This is a genomic window from Ignatzschineria sp. LJL83 (assembly GCF_054871845.1).
Map to the genome: position 1 here is coordinate 163,882 of NZ_JBTXLY010000001.1, position 19,998 is coordinate 183,879.

Here is a 19,998-nt window from a genome sequence, read left to right on the forward strand (position 1 = left end):
GGTATGAGTAATCTGGAATACCTTCAGCCGGAATAAATCGTTGGCGTTCTTGCAGTCCATATTTTTAATTTTTAAAGCTCTTAAGATACTGAATGTTTTTTTAGAGTGAAAAGTATCTGTTATTAAGGAGATAAATATGATGTTTTCAGCTTCGAAGCGAGTAGAAGTGGCTCAGCAGTTAGCCGGAGAAACCTATGATGTTGTTGTCATTGGTGGAGGTATTACGGGAGCAGGGATTGCTTTAGATGCCTCAAAACGAGGAATGAAGGTAGCACTGATTGAGATGCAAGATTTTGCGGCAGGAACAAGTAGTCGCTCAACAAAGCTGATTCATGGTGGGCTCCGTTACTTGAAGCAATTACAAATTTCTGTCGTGAAAAGCTCAGGACAAGAGAGAGCGATTGTCTATGAAAATGGACCGCATGTAACAACACCTTTATGGATGCTTTTGCCATTTCATAAAGGGGGAACATTTGGGCCTTTTTCAACTTCTATTGGGCTTCGTGTGTATGACTATTTAGCGGGCGTTAAGAAAAATGAACGCCGTAAAATGCTGAGCAGAGAAGAAACCATTCGCCGAGCGCCACTTGTAAAGAAAGATGGTTTAATTGGAAGTGGTTATTATGTGGAATATCGTACAGATGATGCAAGATTAACGATCGAAGTCATGAAAAAAGCGGTGGAACTTGGTGCAAAAGTTCTGAACTACACCAAAGCAACCTCTTTTCTTTACGATGAGAATGGGAAAGCCAATGGCGTTGAAGTAGAAGATATCTTTACCAAGCAAACATTCAAGATACATGCGAAAAAAGTCATTAACGCAACAGGACCTTGGGTGGATGAAATTCGTAAAAAAGATGTGAGTAAGGTCAACAATAAACATTTGCGATTAACGAAAGGGATTCACTTGGTCATTGATGCTAAGGATTTCCCATTAGAGCAAGCGGTTTATTTCGATACAAAAGATGATAAACGCATGATCTTTGCCATTCCTCGAAATGGTAAAACCTATGTCGGTACTACAGATACTGTATATGAAGCTGATAAAGTGCAACCTGTTGCCACAGCTGAAGATCGGGATTACCTACTTTCAGCCGTGAATTATATGTTCCCAACCATAAACTTGAAAAAGGAACATATTGAATCTTCTTGGGCGGGAATTAGACCGCTTATTTGGGAAGAAGGGAAAGATCCTTCAGAAATTTCTCGTAAAGATGAGATTTGGGAATCTGATAGCGGATTACTCACGATTGCCGGCGGTAAATTGACAGGATACCGTCATATGGCGGAAGAAGTGGTAGATCGCTTAGCAGAAGTTCTAAAAAGAGATTTTAATGAGCATTTTAAACCTTGCCTAACAAAGCACGAACCTATTTCAGGGGGAAATGTGGGCGGTGCAGATCATTTTGAAGCGTATATTGCGGCGCAAGTTAAAAAGGGAATCGCGCTTGGATTAACGGAAGAAGAGAGTCATTTTCTTGCGCGTTATTACGGCACGAATTCTGAAATAATCTTTGATCATTTCAAGGGTGGAGAATTTGTAGAACTTGAAGGGCTTTCACGTTTAACATCATTGCGATTATGGTATGCCTTAAATTATGAAAGCGTTGTCTGTCCTGATGATTTCATGATTCGCCGTACCGGCAATCTGTTTTTTAATATCCAAGCGGTTTATCAGGAAAAAGAAGCAATCATTCATCACATGGCGGCGCATTTCGGTTGGAATGAGGAAGTGAAAGCACAAATGACGGCAAGAATGGATCAGCTGATTCAAGATGCGGAAGCTTTTCCAGAAGCGATTGCGTAGTAAAGTTAGGGATAACATTATCAATGCGGGATATCGCATAGTTATTTAGACATCAAAAATAAAAAAGCTGATTTGAAATTCAAATCAGCTTTTTCTTGTTCACTTACTTTTATTGATCTTGTAATGATGGTTGTTAAAGGAAACTAACCTTTATAACGGCTTAATACTAATGCCGAGTTTGTACCACCAAAACCAAAGCCATTATTAAGAACGTTATCCATTTTTGCATTATCGACACGTTCACGAACGATCGGGAAGTGTGCAAGTTTAGGATCCACTTCATTAATATGAGCGCTTTCTGTGATGAAGTTATTTTGCATCATTAAGAGGCAGTAAATTGTTTCATTCACACCAGCAGCACCAAGCGCGTGACCAGTTAAAGATTTCGTTGAGCTGATGGGTGGAACTTTATCGCCAAATACTCGGCCAATTGCTTCCAATTCAGGAACGTCACCGGCAGGTGTTGAAGTACCGTGAGTATTGATGTAATCGATGTCGCCTTTTACAGTTTCAAGCGCCATACGCATACAACGTTCAGCACCTTCACCGCTTGGAGCAACCATGTCATAACCATCAGATGTTGCGCCGTAACCAGTGATTTCAGCATAGATCTTCGCGCCACGTTTTAAAGCGTGTTCTAATTCTTCAACAACAACGATACCGCCACCGCCAGAAATCACGAAACCATCACGATCTTTATCGTAAGCACGTGAAGCAGATTCCGCTGAATCATTGTACTTAGAAGAGAGTGCGCCCATTGCGTCAAACATTGCGCTCATGTACGGATGAAGTTCTTCACCACCGCCGGCAAATACGATATCTTGTTTGCCCATTTGGATCTGCTCATAAGCATTTCCGATACAGTGAATGGAAGTTGCGCATGCTGAACTGATGGAGTAGTTTAAGCCTTTAATTTTAAAAGGCGTTGCTAAACAAGCAGAAACAGTAGAACCCATCGTACGAGTGACCATGTATGGTCCAATACGTTTTGTAGCGCCGTTTTTACGAAGAATATCGATACTATCGATTTGGTTCTTTGTAGATGCACCACCAGAACCCACAATAAGACCTGTTCTTGGGTTAGAAACTTCTTCTTCAGAAAGTTCCGCATCCGTAATTGCTTGTTTCATCGCAATATAAGCATACGCTGCAGCATCTGCCATAAAGCGGAAATCTTTACGATCAATTTGCGATGCAAGATCGATATTCACAGCACCATGTACATGTGAACGGAATCCAAGATCCGCCATCTCTTGCGAAAACTCGATTCCAGATTGAGTATTGAGGAGTGATTGTAAGACTTCATCTTTATTGTTACCGATACTCGATACAATGCCAAGGCCTGTAATAACAACACGTTTCATGAATAAAATTCCTCCAAAAATTAAAAGTTGTCCGTTTGTGTGAAGAGACCAACTTTTAGATCTTCACCAACGTATATCTCTTTACCATCTACTTCCATGGTAGCATCTGCGATACCCATTGTTAGAGATCTTAAAATAACACGTTTCATATGAATGTTATAAGTGATTTTCTTTGCTGTTGGGAGCACTTGACCACTGAATTTAACGTTGCCTGCACCTAATGCACGACCACGGCCTTTACCGCCCATCCAGCCAAGATAAAAACCAACCAATTGCCACATTGCATCAAGACCAAGGCAACCAGGCATAACGCTGTCACCGATGAAGTGGCAAGGGAAGAACCAAAGATCAGGATTAAGATCTAACTCAGCTGTGATTGATCCTTTACCATATTTACCGCCGTTTTCAGTGATGGAGATAATGCGATCCACCATAAGCATTGGTGGCATTGGAAGTTGAGCATTTCCTTCACCAAATAAGTTACCTTTTGCGCACTCGATAAGCTCATCATATGTGAAGCTTGATTGGGTTGTAATTCTAGTCACGTCTTATTGATCCTATGAAATTATACAAAGTTAGATTATTGGTATCTCTATGAATAGATAGGGGATTCCCCTTTTTTATAACAGAGATAAATAATTTCTAACCTGTGATTATACCTAAAAAAAGTCGTAAGAGTTAACCTCTTTCATATTGAGGGGCTTTTTAAGACTTCTTTTTCGAAATAAGGCTTTATATTTTAGAGGTTACCTAAGATATATTTTGCCTATTGTACTGCTTGATTGTTTTTTTGTATCAATTTTGTTCGTCATTACGATTAAATTGAGCGTTATAAGTCCTGATACAGATCAGGCTCCCCTTGTGGGCGAGTTTTAAAACGTCTATGAGCCCAGAGATATTGCTCAGGAGCATCCATAATCCACTGTTCAAACATTTGATTTAATCGTAAGGTGTCGGCTTCCAAATCTTTGGTGGGAAAATCCGTCAACATGGGTTTGATAATGATGTGATATTTATTCTTTTTGCGAATCACGTAATAGGGAAGTGCTTTCGCTCTTCCTAAACGACACAATGTGGAGGTTGCAGTAATTGTGAGGGCATTGACCCCGAAGAAAGGAATGAACACATGATCCGTGCTTCCATAGTTTTGATCAGGCGCATACCAAATGAGATCTCCCTCCCGAAGAAGTTTGATCATTCTCCGAGTTTCGTCCCGAGTAATGGGTTCAAGCCCTGATTGATCATAGCGACCTTGATATTGCACATGTTCGTAGTAGGGATTTTCGTGGGGGCGATACATGCCTCTAACTTTAGTTTTGAAAGAGATGGCTCTTCCGCCCAGTTCTAACGGGGTCATGTGAAGCGTGAGAAGCAGAGCACCTAATTCACTCTCTTCATACTCTTTTAAATTTTCTAAACCTTCATAGACAAGATGCTTTTCGAGCTGTTTTTGTGGCATATACCACGCAATAATCACTTCGAAAATGGCCATACCCATGGATTTGAAATTCTCTTTAATGAGTTTTTTTTGGGAGGCTTTATCTAACTCAGGAAAACAGAGTTCAATATTTCTTTGAATAATTTTTCTACGGCTTTTAGCAATATAATAGGAGATACGCCCAATGATTCTGCCGAGAAATAGTAAGAAAGGTAATGGTAAATGTGCAATTAATTTGGCAAAAAAGATGCCAACAGCTAAGAGCTTATGATCAGATGCTTTTGGTACGGTATGTTTGCCCATAGGTCCATTGAATAACTACAAATAATCGTGAATTATAACAGTTTTAATCAGAAAGCGAGAGTTGATCTCTTTTACAAGGTAAAACTTCAAGGATTATTTTTGAAATAGAGGGGATTTGGGATAGCAAGAAAATATTTATTCTGAAAGCATAGTTATTTACAAATAAGCTGAATTATATCAATGGGATTAATTCTTATTCTGCGGTAGAATCTGCTATCTAGCATTTTTGACACGAAACTTTCTTTAATTTGAATATGGTTTAAAATAGGTAAACTTTGATTTTGATCAAGTTATTTTATACCCTATGAGGTGTTTTTTGATATGAAATTACAATTTCGAGCGAAGTACATAGTGTTACTCGGCCTGTTTACGTTATTAGTAGGTTGTGGGTTTCATTTACGAGGCGATATCTCATTGCCAGATCAGTATCAGACTGCTTTTATCGAAAGTGATGAGCCAGCGTATTCTCGTGAAAGTGTAGAGTTCTATGTAAAACGCGCTTTAGGTTCGCAGTTGAAATTTGTAGATTCAAAATATCAAGCAGATCTGATTATTACTATTGATGAAACGTATGACACAAGAGTTGTTGCAAGTAACTTAAGTGGAATACAGCGAGAATATAGTAGTTATCTGACAGCAAATATTTCGGTCGTAAATTCTCAAGGAGAGATTGTTTTTCCAACAGAAAGGTTTGTAAGATCTCAAGATTATTCTTTGGATGAGCGTGAACCTTTGGCAAAAACGACGGCAGAAGAAGCGATTAAAAAGGAATTGTCGGAAGGGGTTAGTGATGCCTTCGTACGACGCTTAACAACCGTTATTAGAGCAGTGAAATAGGGAGTATTCGTGAGTAACGAACAGATTACCGCCATCAAAGATGTGCAAGCGTATGAAGATGAGCGCAATGTTGAAATTTCAAAAGTGGGAATTAGCGGTTTACGCTTACCATTAACCTTTAAAAATAGTGATGTTGAGCAAGGCACCGTCATGGAAGCGGCTTTCACTGTGACTTTACAAAAAGAACGTAAAGGTACGCATATGTCCCGCTTCATTGAAGTTTGGGATAATCAGCCAAAGCCTTTCGGTTTAGAAAGTGTCAAACCACTTTTGAATGAATTAGAAGCAAAATTAGATTCAAGTAACGCACAGTTCCATTTGAAATTCCCACTCTTTTTTGAAAGAGTTGCGCCCGTTTCAAAAGCAAAAAGTGTGATGGATTTTAACTGTGAAATCGTTGCGAAATCGAATCATGATAATGCCGGCAATGATTATTATGAATTAGTGCTTATGGCGCCGGTAACGAGCCTTTGCCCATGTTCTAAAGAGATTTCTGAATTTAGTGCGCATTCACAACGTTCACACTTAACAATTTCTCTGATCTTCAAAGATCAAGTGTCATTTGAAGGTTTGAACATTGATCAAATGCTTCATGATATGGAATCTGTAGGTTCTTCAAAACTCTATCCATTACTCAAACGTCCGGATGAGAAATATGTGACAGAGCATGCTTACAGAACGCCAAGATTCGTAGAAGATTTAGTGCGTGATTTAGTGGTGCTTTTAAGAGAACGTACAGATTTAACAGAATTCTCGGTACAATCTGAGAACTTTGAATCGATTCATAACCATCAAGCTTACGCAAAAATTAACTATACATTCTAATTCTAAATTTCATTCTAAACTGAATTCTAAGTTTAAATCTGATTACCAATATCGCTAGTATTGCCATATTGCAATGCGATTTTGAGATAAAGTCATTAGATAAGTTACGAATGAATACAGATCAACGCCGTAATGATTCTTTGAAAAGAGAGATCATTGCGGCGTTCTTTTTTGGTAAGATAGCCTTTCATTAAATGAGAGATACAGTTCAATTAAATAAGGGGAATGAATGTTAGAGTCAGATCGACTAATTGTCAGCGAGCAGCCTTTGGAAGAAGATAAGGTCATTGATCGTGCCATTCGCCCCAAAAAGCTCACGGATTATACAGGACAAGCACCTATTCGCCGGCAGTTAAATATCTTTATTCAAGCGGCAAGGCAACGAGAAGAAGCGCTCGATCATGTGCTTCTCTTTGGTCCTCCGGGCTTAGGGAAAACAACGCTAGCGCATATTATTGCTTATGAAATGGGCGTTGGCTTAAAGCAAACTTCAGGGCCGATTTTAGAGAAAGCCGGCGATTTAGCGGCGATTTTAACGAGCTTGGAAGAGAACGATATTCTCTTTATTGATGAAATCCATCGCTTAAATCCTGCTGTGGAAGAGGTGCTTTATCCGGCAATGGAAGATTATCAGCTCGATATTATGATCGGAGAAGGTCCTGCCGCTCGTTCTGTGAAGATTGATTTGCCAGCATTTACACTGATTGGTGCAACTACACGAGCGGGACTTTTATCTTCGCCACTTCGTGATCGTTTCGGGATTGTTTCTCGGTTAATGTTCTACACCAATGATGAGCTGACAAAAATCGTCAATCGCTCAGCAAGCCTTTTAGGTGCGCCTATTACAGATGAAGGTGCGTTTGAAATTGGTCGACGATCTCGGGGAACGCCGCGTGTTGCTAACCGCTTACTGCGCCGAGTTCGAGATGTCGCAGAAGTGGAATCTAACGGCGATATTACTATTCAAATTGCACAAAGTGCGCTAGAAATGCTGGATATCGATAATGCCGGATTAGATGAGCATGACCGCAATTTCCTGCGTTTAATTGTGGAGAAATTTGATGGTGGTCCTGTGGGAATTGATACGTTAGCAGCGGCACTTGGCGAAGAGAAGGGCACGCTCGAAGATATGATCGAGCCATTTCTCATTCAAGAAGGATTTATCATGCGAACGCCGAGAGGACGAGTTGCTACGAAGCATTGTTTGCGATATTTCGGCATGAATGTGGATGAACTCAATGATGAAGATTCTGCCGATGAATAGCGAAACAATCATTCCAAGATAAATTGCAAAAAACTCAAAAAAACCCCAGAAAAATAAGACTCAAAACAGATCGTGATTTAAATGAATATTACTTAAAGCAAAAGAAACATTATGAATTTTTATGAACGTGTGGGCGATGCCCTGTATGAAGCGGATCCTTTTTTAAAATGCCGGAAAGTCGATCAACTATATGAGGATCTCATTGCCGGTAATATTGTGCCATTTACGGCGGAAGATGTGACGGAGATTCTGCCGGCGGGAAGACCTGCAAAACCGGAACTTATTAATCCGCAAGATGTTCCTCGCCGAGGATTAGGCTCAAAAGAGGGAATATTAGCCCTTGTACATGCTATTTGTCATATTGAATTTAATGCGATCAATCTTGGATTAGATGCGGCATTTCGATTTCGGAATATGCCGGCAAAATTTTATGAAGATTGGCTCTTTGTCGCAAAAGATGAAGCAAAGCACTTTTTAATGCTCACAGGATATTTGGAATCGTTTGATTCTTTTTATGGCGCCTTTGAAGCGCATAATGGCTTATGGGATTCTGCAGATAAAACAGCGCATGATCCCTTGATTCGAATGGCGCTTGTGCCAAGAGTTTTGGAAGCGCGAGGACTTGATGTCACGCCGGGAATCATTCGCCGTTTACAACATGCGAAAGAAGATGAGCTCATTGGTTTATTAGAAATCATTCTTCAAGAAGAAGAAGGGCATGTTTTAGTGGGAAATCACTGGTATCGTTATCTTTGTGATGAGAGAAACTTGCCGGCAAAAGAGACCTTTTTTGATCTCATCAAAGAATATGGACAAACCCTAAGACCGCCTTTTAATGTAGAAGCTCGATTACGTTCAGGATTTACCCAAGAAGAAATTGATTATTTAGTAGAATCCATTGATTTAAAATAATCTCATTGAAAGGATAGGCTTGTGATGGTTTTTTCAAAATATAAGTATGGCTTAATAGCATTGATTGCACTGTTTTTTTCTTTTAAGGCAGTTTTTGCTCAGGATGTTTTGACTCCTGATGAGGCTAGGCGCTATCTATTGGAAAATTACTTTGATAGTAATAGTGTAAATGAGGAGCGACTTTATGTTAAACAATGCTTTAAAGATGATAATCCATATCACTACTGTTTAGTAAGATTTAATTGGCAATGGTATTATTTTGATAAAAATTTACAACAGCCTTATGATGTTTATATGTTTGATAATGGACCTGATTATTCTTCAGAAGGATATTATCGTATTCGTAAAAATGGCAAAATTGGGTTTGCGGATGAAACTACGGGTGAAATCGCGGTTTATCCTATTTATGAATGCGCTCATCCTTTTCGAAACGGTCGAGCTGAAGTGGGACTTAAATGTCAGACAATTAGAGATGGCGAATATTCTTATTGGGAAGCTGAAGAATGGTTTCTTCTTGATAGACCTGAACGCTAACAACATACTTGTTGAATAGAGGGATTTAAATATATGGGAAATGTTTTGGTTGCTAGAAGTACACACATTCGTGAGCAGTTATTATCGTTACAGTCATCTGTTTTTATCGGAATCTCTGGTATTTTTCTAACAGATGAAGAGAAAGAATGGTTGAAGCATCCCCTTGTCGGCGGTGTGATTTTGTTTGCACGAAACTATCAAGATATTCCGCAGCTCTTAGCATTAACGGCAAGTATCAAAAAGATTAATTCGGCATTATTAATCTCTGTGGATCATGAAGGTGGAAGGGTTCAACGTTTCAGAGAAGACTTCACAGCAATTCCGGCAATGCGAACGTTCGGCGAGTTATATGATGAAGATCCGGAAAAAGCTTTAGAAAGCGCTTATGGTGCCGGTGCGCTGATTGCAAAAGAGCTTCGAGAAGTCGGTGTGGATTTTAGTTATGCGCCGGTGTGTGATCTTGATTATGGCGTGAATCCCGCCATTGGAGATCGTGCTTTTCATTCAGATGCGGCGGCTGTTTCTAAGCTTGTAGTGCAATTTTATGAAGGCTTGAAAAGTGAAGGATCTATCGGCGTTGCCAAGCATTTTCCAGGACATGGATTTGTGAATATTGATACGCATTTGGCGATCGCAAAAGATGATAGAACCCTTGTGGATCTAGAGCAAACAGATTTATTACCGTTTAAAAAACTCATTCGTGCCGGCATTGAAGGAATGATGCCTGCGCATATTATTTTCTCGGCATTAGATGCTGAAAATACTGCGGTCACTTCTCCGAAATGGATGCAATATCTTCGAGAAACTTTAGGATTCTCCGGCGTTATTATTAGCGATGATCTCGATATGAAAGGCGCAGATCATTTAGGAACCGTTCAAGAGAAAGTATCCGCATGCTTTGATGCCGGCATTAATATCGTTCTACTTTGTAATGATATGAGTGCAATTAGAGCGCTATTATCAGAAGATTGATATAGATCTAAGATAGAGATTGTTTACAAATACTTGCATAACTCTGACTATGATAATTAAGAAATTTTTAAAAGAGTGGATTAATTATCATGACGCAAATTATTAAAAGATATCGTCGCGCACAATTCTGGAGCTTTTCATTTAAGAGTAATGAATATATAGGAAGATTAGAATTTGCTGCATTTAATTTGTTGGCAATTATTTTAATATCTATAATCGCTCTCATATTACATTTCTTATTATTACTCCTAGGAGTGTATACACAGACTAGCCTAGTCCAGCGGTATCTAATTTTATTAATAATTTCTTTGCCTTATCAATGTTGTTTTTTTAGAACGATAGTTTTACGGTTGAGGGATATACTTCCAAAACTAAAGTATTTAAAGATCATTATTATTTCTTTAGTTTTGTTTTTTTTGATCCAAATTTTAGGGATTACGTTATTTGTAATGCGTGGCTTTAGCATATATGTGGAAAATTTAGGAATTTTTGAACTGTTTTCTATGATTTTGGCATTACCTGTGGTTACTGTATTGTTTTTTATTCCAGGTAGAGAAAAGCCGAGACCTGAATAGTGATCAGAAGTTATGGGGAGATATGCACAATTTCTGTGGATAACATTTAGGACAACTTGATCATAGTTGTGGGATAAGCAAGATTCTGTTGTAATCTATTGATTTAACTGGCTGTAAGCTATGAATAACAAGTAATAAAAAACCGCTTAATTATTAAGCGGTTTTTGTTTTGAGGTAAAACTTCAATAATGATCTTGATTCAATTACTCGTCTTTCGCAGCGCGTTGATTTTTACGGCGATCTGCTTCAGAAAGGTAACGCTTACGAATACGGATTGATTTAGGGGTTACTTCCACTAACTCGTCGTCATCAATGAACTCAATTGCACGCTCAAGTGTTAATTTGATTGGCGTTACAAGTGTTAATGCTTCATCAGTACCGGCAGCACGGATGTTTGTCAGTTGTTTTGCACGAAGTGCGTTCACAACTAAGTCATTATCACGGCTATGAATACCGATGATTTGACCTTCATAAATCTCATCACCATGGCTTGAGAAGAGGCGCCCACGATCTTGAAGGTTGAAGAGTGCATAAGCAAGTGCTTTACCTTGACCATTAGAGATCAATACACCGTTTTGGCGTTGACCTACAGAACCTTTCTTAATAGGACCGTAATGATCGAAGTTATGGAACATTAAACCTGTACCGCTCGTTAATGTCATAAATTCTGTTTGGAAGCCGATTAAACCACGTGATGGAATCATATATTCAATACGAATACGGCCTTTACCATCTGGAACCATGTTTACAAGTTCCGCAAAACGATTTCCCATTTGCTCCATGATGACGCCTTGATGCTGTTCATCTAAGTCAAATGTTAACGTTTCATACGGTTCCATTTTTACGCCATTTTCTTCGCGAATAATGACTTGTGGACGACCAACAGCCATCTCAAAGCCTTCACGGCGCATGTTTTCAATGAGTACAGAAAGATGGAGCTCACCACGACCTGATACTTTAAATACATCCGCACTTTCCGTTGGTTCAACACGAAGAGCCACGTTATGAATCAACTCTTCTTCTAAACGCTCTTTGATTTGACGAGAAGTAACGAATTTCCCCTCTTTGCCGGCAAATGGAGAAGTGTTTACTTGAAGCATCATCGATACTGTTGGCTCATCAACGGTTAAAGGCGGAAGCGCTTCAACGTGTTGTGGGTCACAAATAGTATCTGAGATATAAAGAGGATCAAGCCCTGTAAAGCTGATGATGTCTCCCGCTTGCGCTGAATCAAATTCAATTTTATTTAAGCCATGAAAGCCTAAAATTTGTTGAATTTTACCATTACGTTTTTTGCCTTCAGTATCAATCACTGTGACTGACATGCCTTTTGTAACTTTACCGCGTTTGATACGACCAACACCGATAACACCTACATAAGAGTTGTAGTCAAGTGAAGATACTTGAAGTTGGAATGGTGCATCTGCTTCAACATCAGGTGCTGGAACGTGATCTACGATTGCTTGATAAAGTGGCTCAAAGTCGCCGCTACGAACATCGTCTGTTAAACCCGCAAAGCCGTTTAAACCTGAAGCGTATACAACAGGGAAGTCTAATTGCTCATCCGTTGCACCAAGGTTATCGAACAATTCGAAAGTTTGGTCTAAAACCCAATCAGGACGTGCGCCTGGGCGGTCAATTTTGTTGATCACAACAATTGGTTTGAAGCCCATTGCAAACGCTTTTTGTGTTACAAAGCGAGTTTGTGGCATCGGGCCTTCAACTGAGTCAACAAGAAGAAGAACAGAGTCCACCATTGAAAGTACACGTTCAACTTCTCCACCAAAGTCCGCATGTCCTGGAGTATCAACGATGTTAATACGGTAATCTTTCCAGTTGATTGCAGTGTTTTTTGAAAGGATCGTGATTCCACGCTCTTTTTCAAGTTGGTCTGAGTCCATCACACGATCTGCAACTTCTTCTCTCTCATCAAATGTGCCCGAGCTTTTTAAAAGCTGGTCAACGAGTGTTGTTTTACCGTGGTCAACGTGAGCGATGATGGCAATATTTCTTAATTTATCTATCATTTTCTCTTCTTTAAGTCTAAGTCCCCTAATGAAAATTAAGGTTTTCATTAGGCAATCCAATGTGGCTGTCTATTTTCTAGTCGGGTATTATAGCGCATTTTGCGATTATTTATTGAGTTAATTTCTTTTCTGTTTTTATGATAAGAAATGGCTTTAAATGCCGATAAATTAGTAGGTTAGGGAATGATGTGATCTAGACTTTATTTATAAAATAAATAGTCTTCTTCAAGAGATTGACAACATCTTAAAACACTAGTAATTTGCGAAGAGGCGGGTAATTTGTTTTCCTATATCGCTTTTAACAGGCTTTAGGCTGAAGTGAAGGAGAAAAATGACTCGCGATTTTGATGAATTTTTCATAACTACAAAGTAAAAATTCAAATAAAAATAAATAGATAAAATAAATAAATATTTCAAAAATATAGAGCAAATGAGGAACTCCATGTCACAACAACCTTCTACAGATTTCAAACGTCTTGATTTACTGCCACCTTATGTTTTTAGCGTGATTGATCAGCTTAAAGCAGAAGCCGCAGCCGCCGGGCAAGATGTGATTGATTTCGGAATGGGCAATCCCGATCAACCAACGCCGAAACATATTGTCGACGCCATGGTTGAAGCCGCCAGAGAAGGTGCAAATCATCGTTATTCAGCCTCAAAAGGCATTGAGCCAGTACGAAAAGCGATCTGTGATTGGTATAAGCAAAAATATAATGTCGATCTTAATCCTGAAACGGAAGCGATTTATACAATTGGTTCGAAAGAAGGATTAGCAGATTTAACGCTTGCGGTGTTAGATAAGGGCGATGTGATTCTTGCGCCTGATCCTGCATATCCAATTCATCCTTATGGGCCGATTATTGCCGGCGCAACCGTTGTGAATATTCCGGCAGGTCCTGAAGATGATTTTGAAGCGAATCTTAGAGACGCAATTGAAAACACTTCGCCAAAACCGAAAATGCTCTTTTTGAATTATCCATCTAATCCAACATCTGAATGTGTGGATTTAGCATTCTTTGAGCGTATTGTGAAACTTGCAAAAGAACACGGCATTTGGATTGTGCACGATTTAGCATATGCAGATCTCTCATTTGATGGTTATAAAGCGCCATCGATTTTAGAAGTAGAAGGGGCGATTGATATTGCCGTTGAATCTTACACACTTTCAAAAAGCTATAATATGGCAGGTTGGCGCGTAGGTTTTATGGTGGGCAATCCGACATTAATTGGTGCACTTACTAAGATGAAATCTTATTTAGATTATGGTTCATTTGCGCCGATCCAACATGCTGCGGTGACGGCATTAACAGGACCGCAAGATTGTGTGGAAGAGATTCGCCTCCGTTACCAAGATCGCCGTAATCTTCTTTGCGAAGGCTTATCTGCGATTGGTTGGGATGTGAAAAAACCAAAAGCATCCATGTTCCTTTGGGCAAAAATTCCAGAAGCTTACCAGCATTTAGGTTCTATGAAGTTTGCGGAAAAGCTTATTAAAGAAGCTTCTGTTGCCGTAGCACCGGGAATTGGTTTTGGAGAAGGCGGAGAAGGGTATGTACGTTTTGGTTTGATTGTAGAAGATGAACGTACCGAAAAAGCGCTTGAGAATCTTCGTAAGCTCTTTATTAAAGACGGGCTTCTTGCAGAATAAAAAGCATTAGAGATTCATATCCTGATAGATACAAACTCCTTATAGCAATGGCTTAAGGAGTTTTTTATTGTTTGTGTTTCAAAGCTGTAGTTTTATTGGGCTTATTGCGAAGAAATATCTGAAACAGTTGCTAGATTTACGATTTTATACAAGGTAGAATAAGGCTGTTCAAAATTCTTGTAGGAGATATGTAGTATGTCTAAAGTGCTCGATGCCGTAAAACCAGGTGTTCTTTTTGGTGAAGATCTTCAAAAAGTTTTTGCGATTGCAAAAGAAAACAACTTCGCATTACCTGCGATTAATGTCGTAAATACAGAATCAATTAACGGTGTTTTAGAAGCTGCTGCAAAAGCAAATTCACCAGTAATTATTCAGTTCTCAAATGGTGGCGCACAGTTCTATGCTGGTCGTGGACTTAAATTACCAGGAAATGGCGGCCATGAAGCGGCTGTTTTAGGTGCGGTTGCCGGTGCTAAACATGTACATACAATGGCAGAAGCGTACGGTGTTCCTGTAATTTTACATACAGACCACGCTGCTCGTAAACTCCTTCCATGGATTGACGGTCTTTTAGAAGCGGGCGAGAAATTCTTTGCAGAAACAGGCAAACCACTTTTCTCTTCACACATGATCGATCTTTCTGAAGAATCTTTAGAAGATAACGTTGCAACATGTGCTGAATACTTAGCGCGTCTTGATAAGCTTGGAATGACACTTGAAATCGAGCTTGGCATTACCGGCGGTGAAGAAGATGGCGTGGATAACACATCAGTAGATAACGCACTTCTCTACACACAACCAGAGCACGTTGCATACGCTTACGAAGAGCTTATTAAAGTAAGCCCACGTTTCACAATCGCTGCATCTTTTGGTAACGTTCACGGCGTTTATAAGCCAGGAAACGTTGAGTTAATGCCGAAAATTCTGGATAACTCACAAAAATATGTATCCGAGAAATTCAATCTTCCTGAAGAATCATTAGATTTCGTATTCCACGGTGGTTCAGGTTCAAGTTTAGAAGATATCCGTGAAGCGATCAGCTACGGCGTTATCAAAATGAACATTGATACAGATACACAATGGGCAACTTGGGAAGGCGTTCTTAACTATTACAAAGAGAACGAAGGCTACTTACAAAGCCAATTAGGGAATCCAAAAGACCCATTTGGTCCGAACAAATCATACTACGATCCACGTGCATGGTTACGTAAAGGTCAAATCAGTTTAGTAGATCGCGTATTAGTTGCTTATGAAGATTTAAATGCAATGAACCGTAACTAAGATTGACGTTTCATGACTTAAGAAGAAGCTTCCTAATGGGAAGCTTTTTTGTTGGTGTTATTTACTGTTTTATTAAGCTTTATAGTCGTTTTGGTTTAAAGTTTAAAAAGGATTGATATTGCTGGCGCGGGATGTTTGGAAGCATGCAAGCATTCGAACCAGCGATGAATTAGCCTCTGTTTTTCCATTGAGCTTTTAAACTGATTTCATGATAGAGGTAATTATGAAAACAGTATTATGAACGAAAAGAGCTGATTTGTGGCGGGAGGGAAAGCCTGCACTCATTTCACAATCTTGCGCCCGCAGTATAGTTTCCATTAATCGCTACTCGAATCACCTCCGCCGGAATCTCCGCTTCCGCTTGAACTACTGCCATAACTATTAGAATCAGCAGAAGAATCATCTTTTGTTGGTTCATCATCTAATTCTTCCGGCAGATTTTTAAAAGGACTTTTTGATGAATTTCGAATAGAGCTTTCGGAAGATGCAGATGAAGCGCTCGGCAATAATGGATTATCAGGATCTTTAGAAAATACGGATCTCAATTGGCTTCGATCAATGGTGTCGTGGTACGGGATTTCATCATCAAAATCATCAATACCATCAAAGTTATTAACTAAATATCTACCCGCAGGAGAGATGAATGTAGTAAGTGCTGCGCCTTTGTTCCTGCGTTCTTCACGTTCAACTTGAACAATGAGTTCAAGACCTTCTTCCAATTGATCTTTGATCGCAATGGAGTGGTCTGTAGGATTTAGAAAATAATCTCTAGAAATTTCTTTGAAAGGTAAAAACCCGTGACGTTCTGAACCATAATCTACAAAGCAGGCTTCTAGGGATGATTCTATACGGGTAATTTTTCCTTTATAGGTATTTGCTTTTTTCTGTTTTGTAGCGTAACTATCAGAGTTATCAGAAACAACGATTTCTTCGGCAATAGGTAAATATGGTGTTGAGGTGACTTTGTTATCTTCATAACGAGAATCCACATATGCTACTTTCGCATCATGCTGTAAGCCTTGTGCGCGTTTTTGGCGTTGATCTTTTCTTTTTTCCACATCCATTTTGATTTTTTCTTTAATAATGACTTCTTCGTGGGTGCGGTTTTGAAGCGTTTCTTGTCCAACTCGGCTTTCGAGCTCATCTTTATAATTTTGAAACTCTTTTACAGAATGTTTAAAAAGAGTGATCAGGTGTTTTCTCATGAGGGATGTGAGGAAGAAGCTGATGAATAATAGTCTTGGCAACCAACCTAAAGCGCTTTGTATCGTTTCTATAAAAATATCAAAAAACTCCATCGGGAGAAAAATGACCCGAGCGAATTGAATGCAGCTGATAAATATCAGGATGATTGCAGTAGCACGAAGAGAGTAATAGAGAACGATTAAGGTATTTTGTTGATTAGATCTCATCTCCGCATTCATGGCGTTAAAGTATTTAGCGATAGTGCCTTGCGGATCTTTGGCACTTATTTTGATAATGGTGGCCCAAAAATATTTAAGAGATTGATGATATTGACCATAAACGTAGAAAGAGATCGCAAATCCACCAAAAAATGCGAAAAATAAAAATACTACAGATGTCAGTTGAAAGATCACTGAGAGTAGAAAAGAGATCAAAAAGGCGCATGCATAAATTTGAAGTGTTAATAAGACTTTTCGTGGTGAGATATTGAGCGCCCATTGCTCGATCCAAATAAAGGGGATCAATAACGGAACATCTTCTTGTAATGATTTAGAATCCTTCTGAATTTTATCTTTTGTAACCGTTATGAAATCTTCTAGTTCATCGAGATAATCCGTTTCCCTAATTTTATCCATCGTTTCTATTGCACGGCTTTTTAGACTGTTTTTATGACTTTGAGTTTCTTTAGAATTATAGATCTTGTCGGTTTCATTGAGATCAGGATTAGGAATGTTCCAATAAGCATCTTCTTCGATCTCTTCCTCCATTTCTTCTTTATTTTTTTCCTCTAGAGAAGCTTCAGTTTCGGGGCTGTCAATCACTTCAGTTGGTTTGGTGCGAGAGGTTAATGGGAGATAAAACGTAATTTCTTCAGAAGAAAATAGCTCGGTTTTTACAAATAAACGGTAGAAAATAAGATAGCTAAATGTAGAGCCGAATATGAATAGTTTAAATCCTGTTTCAATATCTTCAGGGCGAGGGATTAAGAAACAAAACAGAACAATATTTCCAAAAATAAGAGCAGGATACAACGCATAAATAAGAGGAAAGAGGAATGCTTTCATGATGTGGGTAAATTTGGAATATGATACTTCTTTCTTTTTATGCTCCTTTTCTTCCTCAAAAAAAGGATTGATATAGGTATCATTTTCGGGCTCATCTTCTTTATGGGATGCTTTCATGTTCGTAATTGTATAAAAAGCCACAGAAACGATATCTGTAAGAATCCAAAGACAAATATGCACTATCAGTAGAGGTGTGATAATCACAACAATTGAGATCGAAATCAGCAGTAATATCGGAACGCATTTGTAAGGGATAAAATTAATGAAGTCTTCCCATCCATGAGGAAAGGGAATAAAAGGATGGGAAAAATGAAAGGGTACTGTGACGGATGAGAGAGAATTTTCTAACGCAAAAATGGCAAAAACTGTAAAAATAATCGTAAAAAAAGCGAGAAATATGGATTTCTGAGTGATCTTCACAAAAGACCAAATCCAGAAAATAAATGATCCAATAATCAGATATCCAAAAATATAATTTTCCAAAGCACCAAAACCTCAAATAGATCGATATGAATATATCGGCGTAAATTAACATTTTGAGGGAAAAGGAACTTTAGGGATCTGTTGTTTATTGTAAATATTATAAATTGTCTAGCTTATCAGTGAGATATGATGTCTTGAGAAAATATTAAATCACCATAAATTGATCTTGAACAAGTGTAAAATCTCAGAACAAAAATAAAAAAGCACTTCCGAAGAAGTGCTTTGAATATTTTACGAACTGTTTTCAGATGCGTTTTAAGAATGATCTACAATCTATTTGTGAAATCTTAAAATTGCATAACCTAAGATTCCTGAAACAAGCGATCCTAAGAATACGCCGATTTTACTTAAATCTTGAAGTTCAGGTTTTACAAATGCGAGCATACTAATGAAAAGGCTCATGGTAAAACCGATGCCGCAGAGAAGGGAAATGCCGTAAACTTGTAACCAAGTTGCGCCATTGGGACGTTTGAATAATCCGATTTTTTCGCCAATAAAGACCATTCCAAAAATCCCGATTTGTTTACCAAAGAGGAGCCCTAAAGCAACACCCATCACAACAGGATGGCTCAGCATCGAGAGTTCGATTCCGGCAAAAGAAACGCCGGCATTGGCAAATCCAAAGAGCGGAATGATTAAGAAGCTGACCCAATTACTTAATGAATGCTCCCAAGCAATAAGCGGTGTTTCCCCTTTTTTATTTGTTTTCACGTTATTAAGCGGGATTGTCATTGCAAGTACAACGCCGGCTAACGTTGCGTGAATACCAGATTTCAGTACCAAGAACCAAAGGATTGCACCGACGACTAAATAGACAATCGGCGTTGTGATACCACGTTTATTGCAGAGAATCAGAATTGCTAAACAGACGGCTGCGCCTAAAAGGTAGTTAAGCTGTAAAGAATTACTATAAAATGCCGCAATAATAACGATTGCCGCAAGGTCATCAATAATGGCTAGTGCCGTTAAGAAGATCTTTAAAGAGAGCGGTACACGGCTTCCTAAGAGCGCGACAATTCCTAAAGCAAACGCAATATCTGTTGCCGTAGGAATCGCCCAACCTTGAATTGCTTCTGCATCGCCTTTATTTAATGCAAAGTAGATCACGGCAGGAACTGCTAAACCGGCAAATGCCGCAAGTCCTGGTAAAATTCTTTGGGAATTAGTCGCAAGTTCTCCATTTAAAAATTCACGTTTCAGCTCTAACCCTACATAAAGGAAGAAGATCGCCATCAAGAGATCATTGATCCATAAAAGGGTACTTAATCCGAAAAAGTCGAAATTTAAAAAATCGAAATATTCCTGAGAAATAGGGCTATTTGCGGCAACTAATCCTAAAATTGCCGAAGCCATTAAAACAATTCCTCCGGCAGTCGGAAGCGAGAAAAAATACTTAATTTTCTGATACATCATTCATCCCTTAATGAGTTTTAATTCTATTCTTTTATTTATTAAGTGAAGAATTATATAGAAAAATGA

General features: G+C 38.9%; 15 protein-coding genes and 1 pseudogene. 10 read left to right on the plus strand and 6 right to left on the minus strand.

The window, feature by feature from the left end:
* Window positions 1-136: 136 nt before the first annotated feature.
* Entirely contained in the window at window positions 137-1,807 is a 1,671-nt protein-coding gene (locus tag ACYSN2_RS00720) for a glycerol-3-phosphate dehydrogenase/oxidase (RefSeq protein ID WP_461748335.1), read from the plus strand.
* Between the two features lie 143 nt (window positions 1,808-1,950).
* Here ACYSN2_RS00720 and fabB read toward each other — a convergent pair whose 3' ends face one another.
* The 3 genes from fabB to lpxL form a co-directional block, all read right to left on the minus strand.
* Window positions 1,951-3,171 (minus strand): beta-ketoacyl-ACP synthase I, encoded by a 1,221-nt coding sequence (fabB, locus tag ACYSN2_RS00725; protein ID WP_461748336.1) that lies wholly within the window; start codon window positions 3,169-3,171, stop codon window positions 1,951-1,953.
* 20 nt (window positions 3,172-3,191) lie between these two features.
* Window positions 3,192-3,707 (minus strand): 3-hydroxyacyl-[acyl-carrier-protein] dehydratase FabA, encoded by a 516-nt coding sequence (gene fabA / locus ACYSN2_RS00730; protein WP_461748549.1) that lies wholly within the window; start codon window positions 3,705-3,707, stop codon window positions 3,192-3,194.
* Between the two features lie 293 nt (window positions 3,708-4,000).
* Entirely contained in the window at window positions 4,001-4,912 is a 912-nt protein-coding gene (lpxL, locus tag ACYSN2_RS00735; RefSeq protein ID WP_461748337.1) for an LpxL/LpxP family Kdo(2)-lipid IV(A) lauroyl/palmitoleoyl acyltransferase, read from the minus strand.
* A gap of 321 nt (window positions 4,913-5,233) precedes the next feature.
* On the opposite strand from lpxL, the gene ACYSN2_RS00740 reads away from it, so the two are divergent.
* The 7 genes from ACYSN2_RS00740 (at window position 5,234) to ACYSN2_RS00770 (ending at window position 10,831) form a co-directional block, all read left to right on the plus strand.
* Window positions 5,234-5,749 carry an LPS-assembly lipoprotein LptE gene (locus ACYSN2_RS00740; protein WP_461748338.1) on the plus strand — a complete coding sequence of 172 codons (516 nt, stop codon included), beginning with the start codon at window positions 5,234-5,236 and terminating at the stop codon, window positions 5,747-5,749.
* Between the two features lie 9 nt (window positions 5,750-5,758).
* Window positions 5,759-6,574: a GTP cyclohydrolase FolE2 gene (folE2, locus tag ACYSN2_RS00745; RefSeq protein WP_461748339.1), complete on the plus strand. Its 816-nt coding sequence runs from the start codon at window positions 5,759-5,761 to the stop codon at window positions 6,572-6,574.
* 229 nt (window positions 6,575-6,803) lie between these two features.
* Window positions 6,804-7,838 carry a Holliday junction branch migration DNA helicase RuvB gene (gene ruvB / locus ACYSN2_RS00750; RefSeq protein ID WP_461748340.1) on the plus strand — a complete coding sequence of 345 codons (1,035 nt, stop codon included), beginning with the start codon at window positions 6,804-6,806 and terminating at the stop codon, window positions 7,836-7,838.
* Between the two features lie 111 nt (window positions 7,839-7,949).
* A complete protein-coding gene (locus ACYSN2_RS00755) occupies window positions 7,950-8,750 on the plus strand; it encodes a ferritin-like domain-containing protein (RefSeq protein ID WP_461748341.1) in 801 nt (266 codons plus the stop codon).
* A 24-nt stretch (window positions 8,751-8,774) separates the two neighbouring features.
* Window positions 8,775-9,284: a WG repeat-containing protein gene (locus ACYSN2_RS00760; RefSeq protein ID WP_461748342.1), complete on the plus strand. Its 510-nt coding sequence runs from the start codon at window positions 8,775-8,777 to the stop codon at window positions 9,282-9,284.
* 33 nt (window positions 9,285-9,317) lie between these two features.
* Window positions 9,318-10,256 (plus strand): beta-N-acetylhexosaminidase, encoded by a 939-nt coding sequence (nagZ, locus tag ACYSN2_RS00765; protein WP_461748343.1) that lies wholly within the window; start codon window positions 9,318-9,320, stop codon window positions 10,254-10,256.
* Window positions 10,257-10,345: 89 nt separating this feature from the next.
* The gene (locus ACYSN2_RS00770) at window positions 10,346-10,831 is read left to right on the plus strand and encodes a hypothetical protein (protein WP_461748344.1); all 486 of its coding nucleotides are present in this window, start codon (window positions 10,346-10,348) and stop codon (window positions 10,829-10,831) included.
* Window positions 10,832-11,034: 203 nt separating this feature from the next.
* Here ACYSN2_RS00770 and typA read toward each other — a convergent pair whose 3' ends face one another.
* Window positions 11,035-12,858 (minus strand): translational GTPase TypA, encoded by a 1,824-nt coding sequence (typA, locus tag ACYSN2_RS00775; protein ID WP_461748345.1) that lies wholly within the window; start codon window positions 12,856-12,858, stop codon window positions 11,035-11,037.
* 442 nt (window positions 12,859-13,300) lie between these two features.
* On the opposite strand from typA, the gene ACYSN2_RS00780 reads away from it, so the two are divergent.
* Window positions 13,301-14,506 carry an aminotransferase class I/II-fold pyridoxal phosphate-dependent enzyme gene (locus ACYSN2_RS00780; protein WP_461748346.1) on the plus strand — a complete coding sequence of 402 codons (1,206 nt, stop codon included), beginning with the start codon at window positions 13,301-13,303 and terminating at the stop codon, window positions 14,504-14,506.
* Window positions 14,507-14,701: 195 nt separating this feature from the next.
* Window positions 14,702-15,787, plus strand: a complete 1,086-nt coding sequence (gene fbaA, locus ACYSN2_RS00785) for a class II fructose-bisphosphate aldolase (RefSeq protein ID WP_461748347.1) — start codon at window positions 14,702-14,704, stop codon at window positions 15,785-15,787.
* A gap of 614 nt (window positions 15,788-16,401) precedes the next feature.
* On the opposite strand, the pseudogene ACYSN2_RS00790 reads toward fbaA, so the two are convergent.
* Together ACYSN2_RS00790 and nhaA are read right to left on the minus strand one after the other, a co-directional pair.
* Window positions 16,402-16,692 (minus strand): annotated as a pseudogene (locus ACYSN2_RS00790) (S1 RNA-binding domain-containing protein); the annotation flags it as partial.
* Window positions 16,693-18,792: 2,100 nt separating this feature from the next.
* Window positions 18,793-19,929 carry a Na+/H+ antiporter NhaA gene (gene nhaA / locus ACYSN2_RS00795; RefSeq protein WP_461748550.1) on the minus strand — a complete coding sequence of 379 codons (1,137 nt, stop codon included), beginning with the start codon at window positions 19,927-19,929 and terminating at the stop codon, window positions 18,793-18,795.
* Window positions 19,930-19,998: the final 69 nt, after the last annotated feature.

What these genes read in the sequence shown, in the direction of transcription:
- fbaA (WP_461748347.1), top strand. Translation starts at nt 14,702, where the DNA reads ATGTCTAAAGTGCTCGATGCCGTAAAACCAGGTGTTCTTTTTGGTGAA.
- ACYSN2_RS00780 (WP_461748346.1), top strand. Translation starts at nt 13,301, where the DNA reads ATGTCACAACAACCTTCTACAGATTTCAAACGTCTTGATTTACTGCCA.
- ruvB (WP_461748340.1), top strand. Translation starts at nt 6,804, where the DNA reads ATGTTAGAGTCAGATCGACTAATTGTCAGCGAGCAGCCTTTGGAAGAA.
- ACYSN2_RS00740 (WP_461748338.1), top strand. Translation starts at nt 5,234, where the DNA reads ATGAAATTACAATTTCGAGCGAAGTACATAGTGTTACTCGGCCTGTTT.
- ACYSN2_RS00755 (WP_461748341.1), top strand. Translation starts at nt 7,950, where the DNA reads ATGAATTTTTATGAACGTGTGGGCGATGCCCTGTATGAAGCGGATCCT.
- ACYSN2_RS00770 (WP_461748344.1), top strand. Translation starts at nt 10,346, where the DNA reads ATGACGCAAATTATTAAAAGATATCGTCGCGCACAATTCTGGAGCTTT.
- fabB (WP_461748336.1), bottom strand. Translation starts at nt 3,171, where the DNA reads ATGAAACGTGTTGTTATTACAGGCCTTGGCATTGTATCGAGTATCGGT.
- typA (WP_461748345.1), bottom strand. Translation starts at nt 12,858, where the DNA reads ATGATAGATAAATTAAGAAATATTGCCATCATCGCTCACGTTGACCAC.
- lpxL (WP_461748337.1), bottom strand. Translation starts at nt 4,912, where the DNA reads ATGGGCAAACATACCGTACCAAAAGCATCTGATCATAAGCTCTTAGCT.
- ACYSN2_RS00760 (WP_461748342.1), top strand. Translation starts at nt 8,775, where the DNA reads ATGGTTTTTTCAAAATATAAGTATGGCTTAATAGCATTGATTGCACTG.
- nhaA (WP_461748550.1), bottom strand. Translation starts at nt 19,929, where the DNA reads ATGTATCAGAAAATTAAGTATTTTTTCTCGCTTCCGACTGCCGGAGGA.
- nagZ (WP_461748343.1), top strand. Translation starts at nt 9,318, where the DNA reads ATGGGAAATGTTTTGGTTGCTAGAAGTACACACATTCGTGAGCAGTTA.
- ACYSN2_RS00720 (WP_461748335.1), top strand. Translation starts at nt 137, where the DNA reads ATGATGTTTTCAGCTTCGAAGCGAGTAGAAGTGGCTCAGCAGTTAGCC.